Below are 22,383 nucleotides of genomic sequence, written 5' to 3' on the forward strand. Positions count from 1 at the left end.
CAAACTCCCGACTTTATAAATCGGGAGTTTTTTTATTGTATTCTTGTTAATTCAAAATATATTGAAGGTTCATTTTGTGATATAAATTCAACGATAGAATTATTGTTGCTAAACTTTAAAGAATATGTAGATTTTAGATAATCAGGATTGTCTGGTATTAATTCTACAATAGTAGAATCATTAGTTCTTTTATAGGTAAAAATACCTTTTTCTACAAATTGATTTGATGATGTAACATAAATATTGTTTGTAAATTGATATATTGTTTTTTCATCTAAGTTTAAAGGTAATGAATTTATAGACTTTATTTTAGAAATAGCAGAAACGTACGATAAATACCATTTCCCCTCTAAAGCAGTTGTTTTGGCAGTGTTGTCATCCTCAGAGCATCTGCTTATTGCTATTGATAGTATAAAGAGGAAAAGTAGTTTTTTCATAGTCTTATTGTATTTTTTCAAACCTTATTACTTTACCATCGTATTCATACAAACGTAAAGTATTTTCTTCTTTTCTAAAACCATAAGTTCCTAATTGATAGCTATTAGACTGATTTCCCAATCTTACTACTTTTTCCATTAAAAATTCATTATCCTGATGAAAAGAATAAGGAATGGTTGTGGGATTTGTAAATTGGAAAGATAAATCTTCTTGTGGTAGGTTAACATTGCTTTCAATAATTAAATTATTAGTATTTGTAAAAGTATAATGAACATATTCATCATTTTTTGGCATATATTCATTACTATCAAAATAACTGATTTTAGAAAGTTTCCACTTACCAATAAGTATATTTTCTTCTTTTGTATCATCATCAGAGCAACTAAGTGTTGCAAATGATATACATAAAAATAAGATTAATTTTTTCATGTGTTTATTATTTTTTTACATGTAAATATAACTAATTAAATACATAATATTTTGATTTTAAAGATTTTTTCAAAGCATATTTTCATTTATTCTGTGTAAAAACCACCAATAACGAGTGGTTTTTAATACAAGACTAAGTAAATTACAACATCTTTAACAAAGCAAGCTTTTTCTATTTCGTTGCAATACATATACTAAATTATACTATTTTTATAAAAAAAACGTTTCAATCTTTGAAATCACATGTATATGAAATTTTATTATCAACTTTTTTTCTTTTTAGTGTCGTTTGTTTCAGTTGCACAAACCAATCAATTGTGGAAAGGTTATTACTCTTATCAAGAAACCACAGCTGTTGAAAAAGACAACCAAAATATATATATTGCTACAGACAATGCGGTCTTTGCATACAATGAAAGTACAAAGGAAACCGATATTTATAATACCATTAATGGTTTAAAAATCGATGGCATTAACACGTTGGGATACGCAAAAGATTACAAAAAACTTATCGTGGGTAGCAAAAACGGTAAAGTAGCCATTATAGATTTGGCTGCCGACAAAATTTATCAATTAAACGATATCTTTTCTAAAACCAATATTCCCGACAACCAAAAAATCATCAATAAAATTATATTCCACGGCGGTTTTGCATATTTGGCAACAGGTTATGGCATCACTGCTGTGCGGTTAAACGACAATCATTTTGGCGACACTTATTATGTGGCAGTTGGTGGTGAAATGGCAAACGTGAAAGGCATTGCTATTTTCAACAATCAAATGTATGCAACTGTTGAAAACGAAGGATTAAAAAAGGCATCGATGAATACCAATTTAATCGATTATAATAATTGGCAAGTAATCGATTTTGATAATTGGGTGGAACTTACCACTTACACCAATCAATTGATAGGTGTGAAAGAAGATTTGTCGTTGAACACCATTTCTGCGGCAAATGTCATAACAAGCGTTGATGAGGTTTGGGGCGGATTTAAAAAGTTTTCTGTTTCGGGTGATGTCTTAATTGAAGTTACACACGAAGCAGCACGTTTAAGAACCACCAATTTGGCTGTTTATAATGAATTTACCTATTCGCTATCTGAAAAAGGCGGTGTGGCAGATGCTACCTTTTCAAACGGCGATTATTTTGTGGCAACTAACCAAAACGGATGTTTAAAAGTAGCTGCAGATACAAAAGAAAGCGAAAATATTTCACCAAGTGGTCCGTTGAGCAACAATGTGTCGTCGGCTGTGGTGAATAACAAAGATTTGTGGATTACTTTTGGCGGATATGGGGTTGATATGGATCCATACAGACCCAATGGTTTAACTAAATATGGCATCAGCACCTTTAAAAATATGCAAACATGGCAGCATATTACCAACGAACAATTAAACGGTTTAAGAGCAACTATCAATATCAGTTTTAATCCGCAAAAACCTAACTTAGCATACATTAGTACTTTTCACGATGGTTTGGGTGTTTGGGACATTAACCAAGAACAATTAACGGTTTACAACAATCAAAACACCGATGCATTGCAATCATTAATCGAAAATGATGTGCGGGTGTTTGGCGTGGCTTTTGACAGAAATGGAACAGGATGGATGACCAATACCATACCCGATTTTGCAACATTGGTTACTATTGATAAAAACAATCAATTAGATGTATATGCATCCAATGTGTTAAGAGGAAGCCCCATTGGAAGTAGCTTCTTAATGCCTGTTATTGATAATAATAACACCAAATGGTTTGGCAGTAGGTTAGGAGGTTTATACGCTTTTAACGAAACCCGAAACAACAAAGCCATGCAAATCACCACCACACACAATTTGCCTGATATCAACGTGCAAGCAGTGGCTTTAGATTATAAAAATGAATTGTGGATAGGTACTTTAAGAGGGCTTAGAGTTATTAAAAACGTGGACCAGTTTTTAACCAGTCCGCAACTTTCGCCCACCAATATTGTAATTGAACAAGAAGGACAAGCAGAAGAATTGTTTTACGAGCAAAACATTTTGCATATCACCGTAGATGGCTCTAATAACAAATGGGTTTCGATTGCAGAATCGGGAGTGTTTTTAATTTCAGATACCTACGAAACCATTTATAATTTCACTCCGGAAAATTCTCCTTTACCAAGTAATGATATCACAAGCATTAGTATTGATGGGGCAACCGGCGAAGTGTTTTTTGTTTCGCGCAAAGGTATTGTGTCTTTAAAGAATTTTGCCACCACACCAGCCGATGATTTAGATGCTATCAAAGTGTATCCAAACCCCGTGAAACCGGGCTTTACAGGCGATGTAAAAATAAGTGGATTGGTAAGCGATGCAAATGTAAAAATTACCGACGTTGCAGGGAATTTAGTCTATGAAACCAAATCGTTAGGAGGAACCGTTACTTGGAACACACTTAGTTTTTCAGGTGCCAAAGTGCCTTCGGGTGTGTATATGATTTTTATTTCATCGCAAGACGGAAGTTTAGACGCTGTTAAAAAAGTAATGATTATTCGTTAATGCTTGTAAAAACCGAAGCTATCGTTTTAAATGCGTTGCGGTATCAAGAAAAAAGCTTGGTGGTAAAATGTTTTACTCAGTTTTTTGGACTTAAAACCTATTTTATCCGCAATGCTTTTTCTGCAAAAAGTAAAAATTTAAACAGTGCCTATTTTCAGCCACTCAATCAGTTGCATATTGATGCGGTGCACAAAAACAAGGCTTCGTTGGAATACATTAAAGAATTAAAATTAATGTATCCCTACCAAACCATCTCAGTAGAGTTTTATAAAAACAGCGTTAGTATTTTTTTGGCAGAAGTTTTAAGCCATAGTATAAAAGACGATCAGCCCAATAACGAACTTTTCCTATTTTTAAAAACCGCTTTAATTTGGTTTGACGAACATTCGTTTACTGCTGATTTCCATCTGTGGTTTCTGTTGAATATCACCAAATATTTAGGTTTTTTTCCTGATGATTCAGACAAACGTTCCATTTACTTTAACCCCCATGAAGGCAGTTTCACAATGCATTATACCCCCAATTGTTTCAATGAAACCGAAACGGCTTTGTTTAGAAATTTGTTGCAAATGACACTTTCTCATCATAAAAGTAGTTTTACAAATGACCAACGAAGAACGGCTTTGAAACTGTTAATTACTTATTACGAAATTCATATTGCAGGTTTTAAACAAGTAAAATCGGTCGAGATTCTCTCGGAACTTTTTTAGACCTTTAGGTAATTAATAAAAAGAAGATCTACAAAATTCAGTACCTTACAGCGTTCCAATCAATATATTACAATAAAGTAATTTAATAGAAATAAAACTAATAATCACCTACAAACTACTAATTTTTATCTGTGTGTCCATGTGGTTTTAATCGAACTCGGGTAGTTTACAAAACCGAAATTGCATAATTAAAAAGGAAAGTATATATTTGTTGCATAAAAAAAGGAAATGGTGCTCTTCCTTACCCAACCGCTTTCAGAAGCTGATGACGCCTGATTAATTAAATACAAAACATTTAATCAGGAAAAATATGTCTAGAAATAAGCAAAAGTCAATTGGCCAAAAGTGGGTTTTTCAATCCAAAGTTTTTTTCAGAAAAAAGCCATCCGTTTTTTATATTTTAAAATGGATGATGATTTGCGCTGTAATTAGTGTTTTTATAGGCTCGGCTTCTGCAGGATTTTTGCAATCGCTAGAATGGGCTACCCAGTTTCGGGAAACCCATATATGGCTTATTGCTTTATTGCCTTTGGGCGGTTTGCTCATTGGCATGCTCTATCATTATTATGGGAAAAATGTAGAAGCAGGAAACAATTTATTGATTGATACCATACATCAACCCAAAGAAAAAATACCGTTTAAAATGGCGGTTTTTGTGTATTTGGGAACCATTGCTACGCACTTTTTCGGTGGTTCGGCCGGGCGTGAAGGCACTGCGTTGCAAATGGCTGGTGCCATCGCCGACCAGTTCAGCAAACCTTTTCAATTAACACCATCTGATCGAAAAATACTGATTATAGCAGCTGTTGCTGGCGGATTTGGTTCGGTATTCGGCACGCCGCTAGCCGGTGCTTTATTTGCCATGGAGTTTTATTTGATTGGCCGTATTCGATATCATGCACTTTTTCCAGCTTTCCTCACGGCTATTTTGGCTGATTTAGTTACAAAACTTTGGCAAACACCCCACACGCATTACCACATTTCTTCTATTCCCGAAATTTCTTTTTTAAATGTGTGCTATGCCATTCTTGCCGGAATTGCCTTTGGTATATGTGCTTGGATATTCAGCAAATCCATTCATAAAGTAAGTGGGGTTTTTAAGCAACAAATTGGCTACCCACCTTTGCGACCGTTTGTGGGCGGTATCATTGTGGCGCTATTAGTAGCCGCATTGGGAACCACAAAATACATTGGTTTAGGTATTCCTACCATTGTGGAGGCTTTCGAATCACAAGTACCTGCTTATGATTTTGCCTTAAAAATGCTATTAACCGTCATTACGCTTTCAGCCGGTTTTAAGGGCGGAGAAGTTACACCGCTCTTTTTCATAGGAGCTACGCTGGGAAATGCATTAAGCCTTTTTATTCCCATGCCCATAGAGCTTTTAACCGGAATGGGGTTTGTTGCTGTTTTTGCCGGTGCCACAAACACACCTATTGCATGCAGTATCATGGCGATGGAGCTTTTTGGTGCTGAATGCGGCGTATATGTTGCGATAGCTTGCGTGGTTTCGTATCTGCTTTCAGGACACAACAGTATTTATAGCCGACAAATTATTGGCGAAGCTAAACATGCGCGCTATGCACAGGATGAGGGAAAACGATTGAATGAACTTTAGCAAAAAATATTATTTAATCCGTAATGCATTATAGAATTCCCACCGATGCACAGATTATTAACTATTACTTCAAGCAAATTAAAAAGTTATGCATCTTTTTTGAATGCAACGCATTCAAAATCTGTGAAAATTGAATTAGTTAGCATTAATTTGTAAAATTATATCTGTGCATCTGTGGTAATAAAAAAAATCTTTGAATGGTAAGGTTTTGAAATTTATTTAGATAATGCAGTACAGATTAAATTATTATTTTACAACCACTGTTTGAATATTTGCAAATTCATACAAAGCAAAATGCGATAATTCGCGTCCGTAACCTGAATTTTTAATGCCTCCAAACGGCAAATGCGGATCAGAAATTACCATTTCGTTGATAAATAAAGCACCTTCATCAAACAAATGCAAATAATGATTTAATTGCTCCGGATTATCAGTAAAAATACTTGCACCCAAACCAAAATTTGAATTATTGCTTAGCTCAATAGCTTCGTCAATGGTTTTAAAAGGAATGAGCGCGGCCAACGGACCAAAGGTTTCTTCTGCAAATATGGGCATATCAACCGTAACATTGGTAACCAAAGTAGGTTCAAAAAACGCACCTTTTCGGTTGCCGCCTGCAATGATTGTTGCTCCTTTTGCTACGCTTTTTTGCAACTGCTTTTCCAATTCTTCCGCCAAATCTTCTCGGGCCATTGCTCCGAATGTTACCGTTTCATCATATTTATCACCTGTGACTAAAGTGCTTAATTTCTTTTGAAATAAATCAACAAACTGTTCGTAAACGGCTTCTTGCACTAAAAATCGTTTGGATGCAATACAACTCTGTCCGGCATTTTGCATGCGTGCACTAACCGCCTTTTCAGCAGCATATTCCAAATCGGCATCGTTCAAAACAATAAATGCATTGCTTCCGCCTAATTCCAACACACACTTTTTAAGGTGTTTGCCAGCTGTTTCGGCAACCGATCTTCCCGCATGTTCGCTACCGGTTAACGAAACCGCTTTTACAATTGGATGTGAAATTACAGCGGCAACTTCACTGCTTTTTACAGAAAGATTTTTATAAACAGGGAAATTAATCGTATCCACATTAAAAACATCTTCCAAAGCTTTGGCACTTAAAGGCACATTGCTGGCGTGTTTTACAAGGAATACGTTTCCGGTGAGCAAACTAGGAACCACAAATCGAAAAACCTGCCAAAAAGGAAAATTCCAAGGCATTACACCCAACAGCACGCCCAACGGACGAAACGTGATATAGCTTTTGCTCCAATTGGTTTTTACTTCTTGGTCTTTTAGAAAAGCAGACGCGTTTTCTATGTAATAATCGCATAAATACGCACATTTTTCCACTTCCGCAAGGGCCAATTTTATGGGTTTGTTCATATCGGTGGTAATGGCATGTGCATATTCGTGTTTGTTTTGCAGCAACTTTTCTTTGATGTTTTTTAAAACCGAAATACGATCGTTTAAAGAAAAATCGCGCCATTTTAAAAAGCTAGATTGTAAAGTATGTAGGAGTGCTGCGGTGGTGTTTGCTGTCATAGGAATTTGTTTTTATAAAGTTATAAAATAAAAATGGTAAGCCGAAGCTTACCGCGCTTTAATACTTTCCGTAGTGCATTATCTAATTAGTTTTAACAACATGATAATCATTGTTTTTTTGCCCCAGATCCTCGTTATAAATTTTTTAGATTAGAAGTACTAATGATTTAATTTTTACAAATTATAAATGAGATGCATTATTTTTAGATTTACTTGAAATATTGCTTAAAACGTTACATGAGCAAGAATTCAATAATAATAGGTATAATAATTGAGAGCAACTTACTTTTTCACCACTTTTTTAACTGCTACACCTTTATCTGTATGTATGTGCAAAAGATAGATACCGTTTGTTAAACTTTCTATATTCAGCTGAACCTCTTTTTGGTTGTTAAAATGTTGTGTTTTTAACAGCTTACCGCTTGTATCGTATATTTTTACATTTTGTACAAAATAATTGTCGCTATTTGTAATATTTATAGTGTTACTTGCTGGATTTGGAAATAAGTTAAAACTATTGCTTAAAACCTCTGCTACACTAACCGTAGGGGTAGGAGGGGTGTTTATAGCTGAAAAATTAAAATTATCGTACATATAATACATGGATATTGGATCATTAGTATTTATATATGATTGCCCGATTCTTAGAAGTACGGGTGTACCATTGGTATTGGGTTCATCAGTTGATGTAGGGTCTGTAAAAGTAAAAGGAAGGCTGTCATACTGATATACAATGCCTAAATGAGGAATTTCAAAGTATATTTTTGCGTTAGTAAAATCAATAGTTACTGCTAAGGTGACCCACTGATTGGCAGGTAATACTAAATCGGTATTGTAAGTTTTACCAATAAATTTTTCCATGAAACCATTATTATAGGTACTTTGTGGTCTTTTTCCCTTCAAAATTTTTTCATTACCATAAAAACGAAAACCCCCTAAAAAGTATTTTGCCGAGTGAATATTGATCTCTACTATTTGAGGAGAATCTGTAGGTATGTCCTTACCCGTATAAAAGTCAAACTGAAACTTTAAAAGATCATTTCCTTGCGTACGTTGGTTAAATACTATATCTAAATCACGTTTTTCAACCATACGCCCAACGTTACCGTTGTAACTATCTGTATCAATATATAAAACATTCCCTTTATTGGGTTCTGTTTTAATTTGTATGGCACTATAAGGGATTGTTGTATGTGACATACCATACAACCCTCCTTGCCCGGGTGTTTGCCCTGTAAAGTCGGTGGTAAGGTTGCCAATGGTAAGGTTGTCAAAATTTTCGCTGTACAATACTTGCGCGGTAAGGAAGTTGCTACACATTGCAAATGTTGCTGCAAAAAGTAATTTCTTGTTCATAATAATACCATTTTTATAGGTTAATGGTATAAATATACAAAGAAAAAGCATAAAATACTGCGTAATTTTTGATAACAATATGTTTTAGTTGGTTGGTGTTTATTGCTTTATCATTTTCTTAATAGCTGTACCATGTTTGGTTTTTAACTTTAATAAATAAGTACCACTTTGTAAACTTTCAACGTTTAACTGTATATCGCTTTCGGTAGTATAAATTTCTTCTTTTATAATCTTACCGCTAACATCATAAACCGAAATTTTATCTATTGCAATGTGATCCATGTTTGTAATATGTACAATGTCGGTAGCTGGGTTTGGATAGATGTTAAATTTTTCTGCAAAAAAGTTATCCGTGCTTAACAAATGTGCTGGTACGGTTTTTAAAGCGGTTATTTTAATGTTGTCAAATTTATTAGTACTGGTTAGTTGTTTATTATCTGAAAACATCATAATTGATTTAGGAATAAATTTATTAAGAGGGTTAGGATTATTATCAAGATTTAAAAAATCGTTCATAACTACTATATTTAAAGAAGGTATTTCGAAATAAACTTTTTTGTTGGTGTAATCAGCATAAAAAACACATTTTATCCAAGTATTAAAAGGAAGTGTTAATTCTTGATTATTTATACCAAATGAAACTTTTTCTGCCCAATTCATACTGCTATTTCCGTTATTAACTGCACCGTAAAAATCTCCAGTATTTGAAATAAAAGTGAAATTTGCAATTAGACGAGAGTTTGTCATGATATTGCTATTGTTATCAGTTAAAGAAACCATTACACGTTTATGCGTATTTTCATTATTTTGCTCTCCGGTGTAAAAATCCACTTCAAATTTAATTACATCGTTTCCTTGTGTACGGTTGTTTATTAACTGGTCAATGTTTCTTTGTTGCAAAGCGGTGTTGCCAAAAATAGGTGGTGCAGGTGACTGAAGCGTTATAACTTTACCTTTACTAGCTTCTGTTTGTATTTGAAACCAGTTAGGGGTAGCGTTTGGTGAAGAATTATCATATATTGTGTACCAATTACCTTGCCCGGGTGTTTGCCCAGTGAGATCAGTACTTACATCACCAACTGTAAGGTTGTTAAAGTTTTCAGAATAAAGTACTTGTGCGGTAAGGAAGTTGCTACACATTGCAAATGTTGCTGCAAAAAGTAATTTCTTGTTCATAAATACCATTTTTATAGGTTAATGGTATAAATATACAAAGAAAAAGCATAAAATACTGCGTAATTTTTGATGACAATATGTTTTAGTTGGTTGGTGTTTATTGCTTTATCATTTTCTTAATAGCTGTACCATGTTTGGTTTTTAACTTTAATAAATAAGTACCACTTTGTAAACTTTCAACGTTTAACTTTATATCGCTTTCGGCAGTGTAGCTTTCTTCTTTTATAATCTTACCATTCAAGTCGTAAATAGAAATGTTTTCTATAACAATGTGATCCATGCTTGTAATATGTACAATGTCGGTAGCTGGGTTTGGAAAGATGTTAAATTTTTCTGCAAAAAAGTTATCCGTGCTTAACAAATGTGCTGGTACGGTTTTTAAAGCGGTTATTTTAATGTTGTCAAATTTATTAGTACTGGTTAGTTGTTTATTATCTGAAAACATCATAATTGATTTAGGAATAAATTTATTAAGAGGGTTAGGATTATTATCAAGATTTAAAAAATCGTTCATAACTACTATATTTAAAGAAGGTATTTCGAAATAAACTTTTTTGTTGGTATAATCAGCATAAAAAATACATTTAACCCAAGTATTAAAAGGTAAGAATAAATCTTGTTTGTTTTTACCTAGATTAACTTCTTGTGTTGATGTATAAATGTTACTGTGGCCGTTGTTAACTACTGCGAGAAATTCTCCTGTATTAGAAACCAATGTAAAATTAACAATTGGAAAAGAATTTGCAGGATTTGCATTATTATTACGAATTCCAAATATCACACGTTTATGTATAGTTTCATTATTTTGTGAACCTGTATAAAAATCCACTTCAAATTTAATTACATCATTTCCTTGTGTACGGTTGTTTATTAACTGGTCAATGTTTCTTTGTTGCAAAGCGGTGTTGCCAAAAACAGGTGGTGCAGGTGATTGAAGCGTTATAACTTTACCTTTATTAGCTTCTGTTTGTATTTGAAACCAGTTAGGGGTAGCGTTTGGTGAAGAATTATCATATATTGTGTACCAATTACCTTGCCCAGGTGTTTGTCCGGTTAAATCGGTACTTACATCACCAACCGTAAGGTTGTCGAAGTTTTGAGAATAAAGTACTTGTGCGGTAAGGAAGTTGCTGCACATTGCCAATGTTGCGGCTAAAAGTAATTTCTTGTTCATAATAATACCATTTTTATAGGTTAATGGTATAAATATACAATAAAATACTGCGTAATTTTTGATAACAATATGTTTTAGTTGGTTGGTGTTTATTGCTTTATCATTTTCTTAATAGCTGTACCATGTTTGGTTTCTAATTTTAATAAATAAATACCACTATGTAAACTTTCAACGTTTAACTGTATATCGGTTTCGGTAGTGTAAATTTCTTCTTTTACTAACTTACCGCTTACATCATAAACCAAAATTTTATCTATTAAAATGTTATCAGTATTTGTAATATATACAATGTTGGTAGCAGGGTTTGGAAAGATGTTAAACTTATCATTTAAAAATTCGCTTACGTTTAAAGGTACATTATTTAATGCGGTTATTTTGATATTGTCAAATTTATAGGTTGCAATTACAGCTCCTTCTACATTATTAAAGGCTTGAATTGACTTAGGTGTATATTTTGTAAAATAATTAGGATCATTATCTAACTCTAAAAAATCATCTTTATAAATGGTGTTTAATGAAGGTATTTCATAATATATTTTTTTATTAGGATAATCTAAGTAAATAGCTAGTTTCACCCAAGTATTAAACGGCAGAAACAGTGGTTGATTATTTGGTTTTAACTTTTTAATTTTTATAGATGAATTAGATGATAAATGTCTTGCCTCTAATTCACCTGTATCAGCAAGAAAGCTTAGAGATCCTATAGGTTTGGTTATTGAATAAATAGCATCATTTCTATCAGTGAAACCGAAAAAAATTTTAGGAAGTATAGGAGAATTAGTGACTAGAGATCCTGTGTAAAAATCTAATTCTAATTTTATAACATTATTACCAGTAGTTCTGTTATTTATTAAAACATCAATATTTCGTTGTTGAATAGAAGAAACACTAATTATATTTAAAGGAACCGATTGTATAGTAATTACTTTACCTTTATTTGTTTCGTTTTGAATTTGAAACCAATCACCAGCGTTAGCAGGTGCAGTTGTACCACTTGTAATTGTGTACCAATTACCTTTACCAGGTGTTTGTCCAGTGAGATCAGTACTTACATTACCAATGGTAAGGTTGTCAAAATTTTCAGAATAAAGTACTTGTGCGGTAAGGAAGTTGCTGCACATTGCAAATGTTGCGGCTAAAAGTAATTTCTTGTTCATAATGATACCATTTTTATAGGTTAATGGTATAAATATACAATAAAATACTGCGTAATTTTTGATGACAATATGTTTTAGTTGGTTGGTGTTTATTGCTTTATCATTTTCTTAATAGCTGTACCATGTTTGGTTTTTAACTTTAATAAATAAGTACCACTTTGTAAACTTTCAACGTTTAACTGTATATCGCTTTCGGCAGTGTAGCTTTCTTCTTTTATAATCTGACCGCTAACATCATAAACCGAAATTTTATCTATTGCAATGTGATCCGTGTTTGTAATATGTACAATGTCGATAGCTGGGTTTGGAAAAATGTTAAACTTATCATCTAAAAATTCGCTTACACCTAAAGGTACACTGTTTAAAGCTGTTATTATAATGTTATCAAATTTATTAGTAGTGGTTACTTGTTTATTATCTGAAAACATCATAATTGATTTAGGAATGAATTTATTAAGAGGCTTAGGATCACTATCAAGATTTAAAAAATCGTTCATAACTACTATATTTAAAGAAGGTATTTCGAAATAAATTTTTTTGTTTGTATAATTAGCATAAAAAATACATTTAACCCAAGTATTAAAAGATAAGAATAAATCTTGTTTGTTTTTACCTAAGACAACTTTTTGTGTGTAAGCCATGCCACTATTTCCGTTGTTAATCCCACCGTAAAATTCTCCAGTATTTGAAATAAAAGTAAAACTAGCAATTTGACGAGAGCTTGCCATATTATTATTATTATTATTAGTTAAAGAAACCATTACACGTTTATGTATAGTTTCATTATTTTGTGAACCTGTATAAAAATCCACTTCAAATTTAATTACATCGTTTCCTTGTGTACGGTTATTTATTAATTGGTCAATATTTCTTTGCTGTAAAGCGGTGTTACCAAAAATAGGTGGTGCAGGTGATTGAAGCGTTATAACTTTACCTTTACTAGCTTCTGTTTGTATTTGAAACCAGTTAGGGGTAGCGTTTGGTGAAGAATTATCATATATTGTGTACCAATTACCTTGCCCGGGTGTTTGCCCAGTGAGATCAGTACTTACATCACCAACTGTAAGGTTGTCAAAGTTTTCAGAATAAAGTACTTGTGCGGTAAGGAAGTTGTTGCACATTGCCAGTGTTGCGGCAAAAAGTAATTTCTTGTTCATAAATACCATTTTATTGGTATAAATATACAAAGAAAAAGCATAAAATACTGCGTAATTTTTGATGACAATATGTTTTAGTTGGTTGATAATTAAACGCTAATACTGCAAAACTTTATTTTTTTCTATCCATCCAAGGGTATCGTTTGGTAGCTGAATTTTAATCCATTGATTGGTGGCTTCTTGTATAAATCCTTTTTCACCTTCGATTAATGTAGCTGAAACCTTGGCAACTGTTCGGGGTTCATTCATCAATACGGCATCGGCATCTTTTACAATCACGTAGTGGTGCATCAACAAATAATCAGATTGGTTTTTGGATATAAAATAACTTCCGATACTAATTGCCAAAGTAAAAATACTCAACGTAAAAAGTGCTTTTTTTGCGGTTGCATTGCTGTTTAAACGATAAATCACAAGTACCATAACCGTTAAAAACATACTGGCAATTGCCAGGTAAGCCCACGCATTGGGTTTTAAAAAATTAAAAACGCTGTACAGCATTTGTTGCTGCGGTATGGGCAAATTGCCTTTTGTGACTTTGGTTTTAAGCTTTTCGGCAAAGTTCAAATTAATGCGTGCGGCTTCGTAATCTGGTTGCAATTTCAACGCTTTTTCTAAATGATAAATGCTTAATGCGGTATTTTGCATACGCAGATAAGATGTTCCTAAATTGTAATGCAACGCAGCATTTAAAGAATCTATTTTTACCAGCTTCTCAAAAATTTGTGCCGAAGCAGCATACTCTTTTTCATTAAAAGCATTGAGTGCTTGTTTCAAAAGCGCATCGTTGTTTTCTTGAGCGTGAATACCCAATGAAAAGCAAAAACTAAAAAAAAGCATCATTAACTGTTTCATATCACTTTTTTATTTGTTTATCGATTGAATTGATCAATTGCACTGCCACTTCGTAATCGTTCTGCATGGTTTGAATGTCCATTTGTGCGTATCGAGCCATTTCGCAAGTGGTTTTTATCGATAAAAAGGTTGATATATCTTGCGCATTGATTTGATGATTTTGCAACAATTCAGTAATGGTATCGTTGCTCATTTCGGTGGTTTCAATTTTCAATCTGGCTTTTAAATAATTGTGCAGGCATCGTTCCAAGGCTTCATAAAAAGCTTCTTTATTTCCGATTTGGGTTTTAGCGGCCGACAGGTATTTTTTAGCCAATTTGTTGTTCGCTTTTAGTTTGTTTCCACGCACATCACCTGCTTTTTTGTCGGATACATTTTTAGCTAAAAACACAATGGGCAAAAGCAATAAAGGCGCTAACCACCACGCATAAAACGATTTGTCTTGAGTAATAAAATGTCCGTTAAACCATTCAATATTTTTGTTCAAAGGTTGTATTTCTGTTTTGCTGCTTACCACTTCTGCTTTGTTGTTCAGTGAAGCGTTTGTAGGCAGTTCGGGTCCTTCGGTTACTTCAATGGTGATAGGTTGCGATGTGCTGGTTTTATAGGTTTTTGAAGCGGTATCAAAATACGAAAAAGTAATCGGTTCAATGGTGTATGTGCCTTTATATTGCGGCACAATCACATATTTTTCGGCTTTAGTACCTTCCATTCCTGCCGATATACTTTTGTTGACACGGTTGATTTGTTCGGGATCATATAATTCCAACGCATTGGGCGCCACGGGTTTTGGTAAGGTTAATAAATCTAAATTTCCTTTTCCTTGCACGCTTACTGTAAGCTCTAAAGGTTCATTTGCTTTTACAGCAGTTTTATTGGCTGTCACCGAAAAGTTATAAGCACCTACTGCACCTGTAAAGCCTGCTGGTTGGCTGTCTAAAGGCAAAGGTTTCACTTGGATGGTTTTTGTGCCGGAAGAATAGGTTTTTTTTCTTAAACCAATTTCGGGCGTGCCAAACACATCAACGCGTCCGGTTAAGTATTGTTCGTCTAATTCCACAACTAATGGGTCGATTTTTAAGGTGCCGTCTTTTTGAGGCAGTAAAACCGCTTTTTGCAAAGGCATGTAGCGATAGCTTTTTCCGTTTAATTCTGCCCGAGTTATTGGCTGCTGTTTTTGTTCAATCATGTGGTTCCAGAAATTTTGATACTTTGGCATTTCTTTTACCAACATGGTATTAAATCCGGCTTGATCGCTTACATATAAACCGTATTCCACCGTGATAGGTTCGTTTACATAGGCACTATTTTTAGACAGTTTTGCAACTAAATGAATACCTTGCCCCATGTTTTTAGGTAGCTGGGGTTGTCTTTGTCGTTGTCTGCCAAAAAGTTCTTCTTCCATTTCATCGAACATGGCAAACGGATCGCGGCGGCGTTGTTGCTGGCGCGGTTGTTCTTGCACGGCATCGCCCACTTTTATAGTTACAGGCTGCGATTTATATAATTTTCCCTCAAAAACAATCGATGCAGCGCCAATTGTTAAAGTTCCCTTTTTTTGGGGTTGCACGTAAAACGAAAAGCTTTTCTCCATACTGCTTTTTCCGTTTACCCACGTATGGCTTACAGACTGCATGGGGCCGCCCACCACATCGAAATTTTCAAACGATGGGCGTTTAAAATCGTCTGCGTCACCGTTCATCACAAAACGCACCTCGATCACTTGATTAATACCAATAGACTGACTACTCACTTGGGTTTTCAGCTGAAACTGTGCCCAAGTAGCTATGCTTGTGAATAAAGCTAAAAACGTATATAAGAAGTGTTTTGCGTACATAGTTTTTACCAATCTTTTTGAGTGGGTGTTGTAACTGGTTTGCCTTTTTGTTCACGACCTTGAATGCGTTCGCGAACGCCTTTTTCATGTTCGTCTAAAGCCTTTAAAATGTTTTCCATTTGCTGTTTAGACTGGTTTTGCTTTTGCTGCTGCGGGTTGGGCTTTGGTTGCTCTTTGTCTTGATCGCCTTTTCCGCCTTTGTTTTGTTGGTCTTTTTTATCTTGATCGCCTTTATCGTCTTTTTTATCCTTGTTTTGATCGTCTTTTTTGTTTGGATCTTTCTGGTCTTTGTTTGAATCGTCGTTTTTATCCTGCTTGTTTTTGTCTTTGTTTTGATCCTGATTTTGTTTGTTGTCTTTATTATCTTTATTCTGATCAGGATTTTCTTTCTGCATTTTCTTCGCTAACGCATAATTGTATCGTGTTTTTTCGTCGTTTGGATTGTTTCGCAAGGCATTTTTATAAGCTTCAACCGCACTTCCGTAATCTTTCAACTTCATAAAGGCATTGCCCATGTTATGAAAAATCTGATGTTTTTCTTCTTTGGTTTTTGCCGATTTTAATGCGGTTTGATATGATGCCACTGCTTCGTTCATTGATTGTAGGCGGTAAATGCTATTTGCTTTATTGTACAAAGCTGCGGTGTTTTGTTTTTCTTTTGCCGAAGCTTTGCGGTAGGTTTGCTCTGCTTTGGTATAATTTTTCACACCAAAACTTTGATTGCCTGCTGCTAATTGCGATTTATAGGATTGTGCTTGAACAACATTCAGCATAACCAATTGTATCATAATGACATACCAAAAGTGTTTCATGTTATTTTTCATTAAATAAATTAATTTTCTTTGCCCATGCGGTTCGGCGTTCCAATACCAAACTATCTATAATCAACAGCAATAAAGCCAAACCAACAAACCATTGAAACTGTGATTGGAAATCGGCAATTTGTTGTGATTCAAAATCGGTTTTTTCTATTTTTTGCAAGGTTTGATCTACCAAATCCACCACCTCATCTGTTTTGGTTCCATAAATAAAAACGCCGCCAGTGCTTTGAGCAATTTCTTTTAAAGTGGCATCGTTTAATTTTGTAACCACGGTAGATCCATCCACATCTTTTTTATAATCAATGATTTTTCCGTTTTGTTTGATTGGAATTTGTCCACCATCTGGTGTTCCAACTCCGATTGTAATAATCTTAATACCTCTATCTTTTGCCATCGCAACAGCATCGCTGATTCCTTCGCCGTGGTCTTCTCCATCAGAAATCAAAATCATTACTTTGCTGGTTTTTGGATCATCAAAATAATTACTTCCCACTTCAATAGCTTCGCGCAAGGCAGTTCCCATACTTGAAACCATTTCGGTGTTCATATCTTGTATATACATTTTTGCCATGCTGTAATCGGTAGTGATGGGCAACATTGGAAAAGCCGATCCGGCATAACCTACAATTCCAATCCGGTCTGATGCTAAATTGTTTATTATTTGCGATGCCAATTGCTTTGATTTTCCCAAACGCGATGGTGCAAGATCTTCTGCCAACATGCTTTTTGAAATATCCATTGCAAAAACAATATCAACACCTTGGCGTTTCACGGTTTCTATTTTTGTTCCAAATTTTGGGTTTACCAAAGCAATAATCAATGCAAATACCGTCACGGCAAGCAAGACCATTTTTATCAGCGGTTTGCTGGTGGTTGATGCTTCGGGTGCCAAACGTTTTAAATAGTTACCAGAACCAAATTCGGCAATTTTCTTTTTCTTCCAAATGGTATTCCATACATATACGGCTATCAATACGGGTATTAATAGCAGTAAATAGAAATAAAAAGGTGTATCTAATCCCCACATGTTACACGAATCCTTTAAATATTGTTTTTCTTGATAAATATTCTATTACTAATAATCCCAACGCTAAAAGCACCAACGAACGAAACAATTCGGTGCGCTGTACAAACTTTTGCTCATCGATTTTTGTTTTTTCTAATTGGTTAATTTCGTCGTAAATATTTTCTAATCGTTTGGTATCTGTAGCCCGGAAATATTTCCCACCGGTTTTTTGAGCGATGCTTTTCATTAAAGCTTCATCAATTTCCACCTTTACGCGGTCGTATTTTAAATCGCCATTCGGTAATATTGCCACGGGTGTTTCTGCCATACCGTTGGTGCCAATACCAATTGTATAAACTTTAATTTTGTATTCTTTGGCAATATCGGCAGCCATTTGCGGATCAATCAAGCCCGAATTGTTCACACCATCGGTCATCAAAATAACTACTTTGCTCTTTGCTTTGCTTTCTTTTAACCTGTTTACGGCTGTTGCCAAACCAACGCCAATGCCTGTTCCGTCTTGAATAATGCGGTCGTATTTAATATCGGCCAATTGATTTAGAAGCAAATTTTTATCGCTGGTCACTGGCGCTTTGGTGTATGCTTCGGCGGCGTAAACCACAATTCCCAAACGATCGTCTATGCGGTCTTTAATAAAATCGGCAGCTACTGTTTTTAGGGCTTCTAAACGATTGGGTTTTAAATCGCGTGAAAGCATCGACCCTGAAACATCGGTTGCCAACACAATATCCACACCGTTTGTAATTTTAGATTTGGTGCTTTTGTCAATGGTTTGTGGTCGGGCCAAAGCCACTACAAGCGCTGCAAAAGCCACTGCCCGCAATACAAAAAGCAACGGATAAAGCTTGGTGAGCAGTGTTTTTTGGTTTTTAAAACCTTGAATACTGCTGATTTTTACAGGAACTTTCTCGTTTTTTCTGTTGATGAACCAATACCAGCCCAATGGCAGTAAAAGTAATAACAACCAGAAAAAGTGCGGATTTAAAAAGGTTATATTACTCATTTGGATTTGCTACATTTAGTTGAATGGATTCAATAACTCGTTGATCTATTTTTGCACCGTATTCATCACCTTCTTTATATAAAATACCCACTTCCTGAATGCCATTTGGTTGAACAAAAACATACATATCGTATTGCATTTTAATGGCTTCGCCCGACACAAAGTTTTGAGCAACTAATGTTCCCGTACCTCTAATTCCACGAACACCTTTTTCTGTAAATTCCTCTGCATTGTAGGTGATATCTTTTGCGCCGTATTGTTTGCCAACAATTTCTAATTTATATTTTAACAATTGTTCTAAACTTAATGAATCATTGGTTTGAACAGCTGTTGTTCCTACAGCAATTATGAGTTGCGTGTTTAGGTTTGAATATGCAAATACGCTGCTTTGTGATTGCTGTTTTTCTTTATCGGACTGCGGCATTTGTACGCGGGTCAATGCTTCGGGCGTACTTATGATAACTGTTGGAAAACCATAGTCTGAGGTGACCCATTCGCGGTTGTACAAACTTTTGTTGGATGCCAAAACACTCCATTCTACACCCGAGCGAATTGCTTGCGCCACATACACAATTCCCGTAACTAAAAGCAACAACACAGTTACACCAATAGGAATTAGTGTACGCATTTGTTTGCGTTTTTTGAAACGGCGTTCGCGCAGTTTTACACGCTGTGATTGCTCTTCAGAAAAGCGTGGAATGGCTTTATCAATAGAAACAGAAATCACTTCGGAAGTTTTGCGGTCTTGTTCAATTTCGCTCATCATAGGTTCCGATTTTGCAAATTTCACCAAATCGGCAGTTTGCAACACGCGTTTTAAATCGTGAACCGTTTCTTTGCTCAATTGTATTTTTTTGGAATTAATGATTTGAAAAAGCATTTGAATAACTTCGGATGTGGTTGATTCTTTTGCAGGAATTTCAAACACTTCCTCGATATAATCCCTAATCACATCGGTCATTTCTGAATAATACGATTTCACATCACCATTTAGCACCAAGCGTTTTGAATCTAACAATTGCAATTTTTTGCTTACTTTTTCAAGCGGTGTTCTGTACAGATCTTCTTCGGTTAAATTTTTGTTTTGTAAATATTTAATCAGAAAATAGGTGGCAACGCCAGCAAGCACACACGCCAGCAACGCAATAAGGTATTTCCACAACTTATCGGTATCGGTTTCGCCACCAACTTGGGCTTTAATGTCGTACATTGGTTGCTTCAAGGTGTCAACCTGCACATTGTTCACTTTAATGTTGAACAAATCGGTTTGATGGTTCTTTTCATCAATATAAACCGATAAACGAGGCACCACATATTCGCCAGCATCAAATTGTGTTAAGGTGTATTTTTTAGTAAGTTCGATTGTATTTCCGTTTGTTACCGTGTCGGTTTTCGATTGTTCCAACACTTCAAACGGACCAATATTTTGCTGGTTTGGAAAAACCACTTTGCTGCTTTCGCTGGCAGTTGCCTTAATAGTTAGGTGAAACGCTGAACCTATCTTTATTTGGGTAGAATCTACGTTAGCCGTTACTTGTGCAAATCCTGCAAAAGCAATAAAACCAAACAATAACGTAACTACTATTTTGTTCATACTAGCGTGCTTTAAAATAAGCCAATAATTTTTTAACATAACTTTCGTGTGTACCCGTTTTAATGATCCCGGCACCACTGCGTGTGAATGTTTTTGTGAAATAATCTTCTAAATCTTGGTAATGGTCGCGGTATGCTTTGCGCAGCTGGGCATCGCCGGTGTTTACATATAAACTTTCGCCTGTTTCGGCATCTTGCATTAAAACATATCCCACATTGTTTAAATCGTTTTCGCGCTGGTCTGTTACTTTAATACCTGTAATATCGTGGCGTTTTGCAGCAATGCGCAAAATTTTTTCGTAATCTTTCGTCATAAAGTCAGACAAAACAAATACAATTGCTTTTTTCTTTAATACTTTAGAAAGATATTCAAACGCTTGCGAAATATTGGTTTTGTTGCTTTTGGGTTGGAATTGAATCAGCTCGCGAATGATTCTTAAAATGTGCGATTTTCCTTTTTTTGGTGGAATGAATAGTTCAATTTGATCCGAAAACAAAATCAAACCAATTTTATCATTATTTGTAGTTGCCGAAAAAGCTAATGTTGCGGCAATTTCGGTAACAACATCGCGTTTAAAATCATCGGTTGAACCAAAGTCTTGCGAACCGCTGATATCCACCATCAACATTAGTGTTAACTCGCGTTCTTCTTCAAAAACCTTTACAAAAGGTTCATTGTAGCGCGCAGTAACATTCCAATCAATCGCACGGATATCGTCGCCATATTGGTATTGGCGCACTTCTGCAAACGACATTCCTTTGCCTTTGAAAGACGTGTGGTATTCGCCCGAAAAAATATGGTCGCTTAACCTTCGGGTTTTTATTTCAATGCGTCGAACCTTTTTTAATATTTCTTTTGTTTCCATTTCTTTGTTTAAGGTTTAAAGTTTTCTTTGTTTCAGGTTGCTTTAACTTGAAACATTAAACTTGGAACAAAATATTAAGGCACTTCGATTTCGTTTACAATTTTGTTAATGATGTCCACACTTGTAATGTTGTCTGCTTCGGCTTCGTAAGTAATTCCGATTCTGTGGCGCAGTACATCTAAAACAACCGCACGTACATCTTCTGGGATTACATAACCGCGGCGGCGGATAAATGCATAACATTTTGCTGCGGTTGCCAAATTGATAGATCCACGAGGCGATGCACCGTAGCTTATATAAGGTTTTAAACTTTCTAATTTGAATTGTTCCGGATAGCGGGTTGCAAAGATGATGTCTAGAATATACTTTTCTATTTTTTCATCCATATAAACCTCTTTCACCGTTTCTTGTGCACGAATGATTTGTTCTAAACTAACCACCGGATTAATCGTTGGAACGGTTCCTGCTAAATTTTGACGGATTACCAAACGTTCTTCTTCTAATTTTGGATAATCAATCACGGTTTTCAACATAAAACGGTCCATTTGTGCTTCTGGCAGCGGGTACGTTCCTTCTTGTTCCACTGGGTTTTGCGTAGCCATTACCAAAAATGGTTTTTGCAGTTTATGGGTGGTATCGCCAATGGTAACTTGTTTTTCTTGCATGGCTTCTAACAAAGCAGATTGCACTTTTGCAGGCGCACGGTTGATTTCATCGGCCAAAATAAAATTAGCGAAAACCGGTCCTTTTTTTATACTAAAGTCATTAACTTTTACGTTGTAAATCATAGTACCTACCACATCGGCAGGTAACAAATCTGGGGTAAACTGAATGCGGCTAAACGATCCGTGAACCGCCTTGGCAAGGGTGTTAATTGCTAATGTTTTAGCTAATCCGGGAACACCTTCCAATAAAATATGTCCTTGCCCTAACAAACCAATTAGTAAGCGATCAATCATGTGTTTTTGCCCCACAATTGTTTTGTTCATTTCGGCAATAAGCAAGTCAATAAACGCGCTTTCACGTTCTATTTTGTCGTTTATTGAGCGAATGTCAGTAGTGGCTGTTGTTGCTTCCATTATTTAGTTTTGTGTATAT

At 35.1% G+C, this 22,383-nt stretch carries 19 protein-coding genes and 1 riboswitch; of the genes, 3 read left to right on the forward strand and 16 right to left on the reverse strand.

The genetic code is table 11. The features are described 5' to 3' along the window. Nucleotides 1–32: 32 nt before the first annotated feature. A complete protein-coding gene (locus NPX36_RS05325) occupies nt 33–437 on the reverse strand; it encodes a hypothetical protein (RefSeq protein ID WP_257500379.1) in 405 nt (134 codons plus the stop codon). 4 nt (nt 438–441) lie between these two features. Further along, nucleotides 442–867 (reverse strand): hypothetical protein, encoded by a 426-nt coding sequence (locus tag NPX36_RS05330; protein WP_257500380.1) that lies wholly within the window; start codon nt 865–867, stop codon nt 442–444. A 249-nt stretch (nt 868–1,116) separates the two neighbouring features. On the opposite strand from NPX36_RS05330, the gene porZ reads away from it, so the two are divergent. The 3 genes from porZ to NPX36_RS05345 all read left to right on the forward strand — a co-directional run bounded on the left by porZ (nt 1,117) and on the right by NPX36_RS05345 (nt 5,718). Continuing rightward, nucleotides 1,117–3,390 (forward strand): type IX secretion system anionic LPS delivery protein PorZ, encoded by a 2,274-nt coding sequence (porZ, locus tag NPX36_RS05335; RefSeq protein ID WP_257500381.1) that lies wholly within the window; start codon nt 1,117–1,119, stop codon nt 3,388–3,390. Beyond that, nucleotides 3,390–4,100 (forward strand): DNA repair protein RecO, encoded by a 711-nt coding sequence (gene recO, locus NPX36_RS05340; RefSeq protein ID WP_257500382.1) that lies wholly within the window; start codon nt 3,390–3,392, stop codon nt 4,098–4,100. Before porZ ends, recO begins: the two co-directional genes overlap by 1 nt. 215 nt (nt 4,101–4,315) lie before the next feature. Then, nucleotides 4,316–4,382, forward strand: a riboswitch (Fluoride riboswitch). 28 nt (nt 4,383–4,410) lie between these two features. Continuing rightward, on the forward strand, nt 4,411–5,718 hold the full coding sequence (locus NPX36_RS05345; RefSeq protein WP_257500383.1) for a voltage-gated chloride channel family protein: 1,308 nt from the start codon (nt 4,411–4,413) through the stop codon (nt 5,716–5,718). A gap of 246 nt (nt 5,719–5,964) precedes the next feature. On the opposite strand, the gene NPX36_RS05350 is transcribed toward NPX36_RS05345, so the two are convergent. The 14 genes from NPX36_RS05350 to NPX36_RS05415 all read right to left on the reverse strand — a co-directional run bounded on the left by NPX36_RS05350 (nt 5,965) and on the right by NPX36_RS05415 (nt 22,364). Further along, nucleotides 5,965–7,263: an NAD-dependent succinate-semialdehyde dehydrogenase gene (locus NPX36_RS05350; protein WP_257500384.1), complete on the reverse strand. Its 1,299-nt coding sequence runs from the start codon at nt 7,261–7,263 to the stop codon at nt 5,965–5,967. Nucleotides 7,264–7,545: 282 nt separating this feature from the next. Then, nucleotides 7,546–8,619 (reverse strand): T9SS type A sorting domain-containing protein, encoded by a 1,074-nt coding sequence (locus tag NPX36_RS05355; RefSeq protein WP_257500385.1) that lies wholly within the window; start codon nt 8,617–8,619, stop codon nt 7,546–7,548. Nucleotides 8,620–8,718: 99 nt separating this feature from the next. Beyond that, nucleotides 8,719–9,795, reverse strand: coding sequence for a T9SS type A sorting domain-containing protein (locus NPX36_RS05360; protein ID WP_257500386.1), 1,077 nt, complete (start codon nt 9,793–9,795; stop codon nt 8,719–8,721). 97 nt (nt 9,796–9,892) lie between these two features. After that, on the reverse strand, nt 9,893–10,969 hold the full coding sequence (locus tag NPX36_RS05365) for a T9SS type A sorting domain-containing protein (protein WP_257500387.1): 1,077 nt from the start codon (nt 10,967–10,969) through the stop codon (nt 9,893–9,895). Between the two features lie 89 nt (nt 10,970–11,058). Then, nucleotides 11,059–12,126 (reverse strand): T9SS type A sorting domain-containing protein, encoded by a 1,068-nt coding sequence (locus NPX36_RS05370; protein ID WP_257500388.1) that lies wholly within the window; start codon nt 12,124–12,126, stop codon nt 11,059–11,061. Between the two features lie 89 nt (nt 12,127–12,215). Continuing rightward, a complete protein-coding gene (locus NPX36_RS05375) occupies nt 12,216–13,283 on the reverse strand; it encodes a T9SS type A sorting domain-containing protein (protein ID WP_257500389.1) in 1,068 nt (355 codons plus the stop codon). Nucleotides 13,284–13,379: 96 nt separating this feature from the next. Beyond that, complete coding sequence (locus tag NPX36_RS05380; protein ID WP_257500390.1) at nt 13,380–14,138, reverse strand: tetratricopeptide repeat protein; 759 nt, start codon at nt 14,136–14,138, stop codon at nt 13,380–13,382. A gap of 1 nt (nt 14,139) precedes the next feature. Continuing rightward, entirely contained in the window at nt 14,140–15,975 is a 1,836-nt protein-coding gene (locus NPX36_RS05385) for a BatD family protein (protein WP_257500391.1), read from the reverse strand. Between the two features lie 5 nt (nt 15,976–15,980). Continuing rightward, nucleotides 15,981–16,799: a tetratricopeptide repeat protein gene (locus NPX36_RS05390; protein WP_257500392.1), complete on the reverse strand. Its 819-nt coding sequence runs from the start codon at nt 16,797–16,799 to the stop codon at nt 15,981–15,983. Further along, nucleotides 16,789–17,823 (reverse strand): vWA domain-containing protein, encoded by a 1,035-nt coding sequence (locus NPX36_RS05395; protein ID WP_257500393.1) that lies wholly within the window; start codon nt 17,821–17,823, stop codon nt 16,789–16,791. The genes NPX36_RS05390 and NPX36_RS05395 overlap by 11 nt, the downstream gene beginning before the upstream one ends. A 1-nt stretch (nt 17,824) precedes the next feature. Then, on the reverse strand, nt 17,825–18,826 hold the full coding sequence (locus tag NPX36_RS05400) for a VWA domain-containing protein (RefSeq protein WP_257500394.1): 1,002 nt from the start codon (nt 18,824–18,826) through the stop codon (nt 17,825–17,827). Further along, entirely contained in the window at nt 18,819–20,420 is a 1,602-nt protein-coding gene (locus tag NPX36_RS05405; RefSeq protein WP_257500395.1) for a BatD family protein, read from the reverse strand. The genes NPX36_RS05400 and NPX36_RS05405 overlap by 8 nt, the downstream gene beginning before the upstream one ends. Nucleotide 20,421: 1 nt before the next feature. Next, nucleotides 20,422–21,285, reverse strand: a complete 864-nt coding sequence (locus NPX36_RS05410) for a DUF58 domain-containing protein (RefSeq protein WP_257500396.1) — start codon at nt 21,283–21,285, stop codon at nt 20,422–20,424. 74 nt (nt 21,286–21,359) lie between these two features. Then, complete coding sequence (locus NPX36_RS05415) at nt 21,360–22,364, reverse strand: AAA family ATPase (protein ID WP_257500397.1); 1,005 nt, start codon at nt 22,362–22,364, stop codon at nt 21,360–21,362. Nucleotides 22,365–22,383 lie beyond the last annotated feature (19 nt).

Source organism: Paenimyroides aestuarii (assembly GCF_024628805.1).
Taxonomy (GTDB): Bacteria; Bacteroidota; Bacteroidia; order Flavobacteriales; family Flavobacteriaceae; genus Flavobacterium; species Flavobacterium aestuarii_A.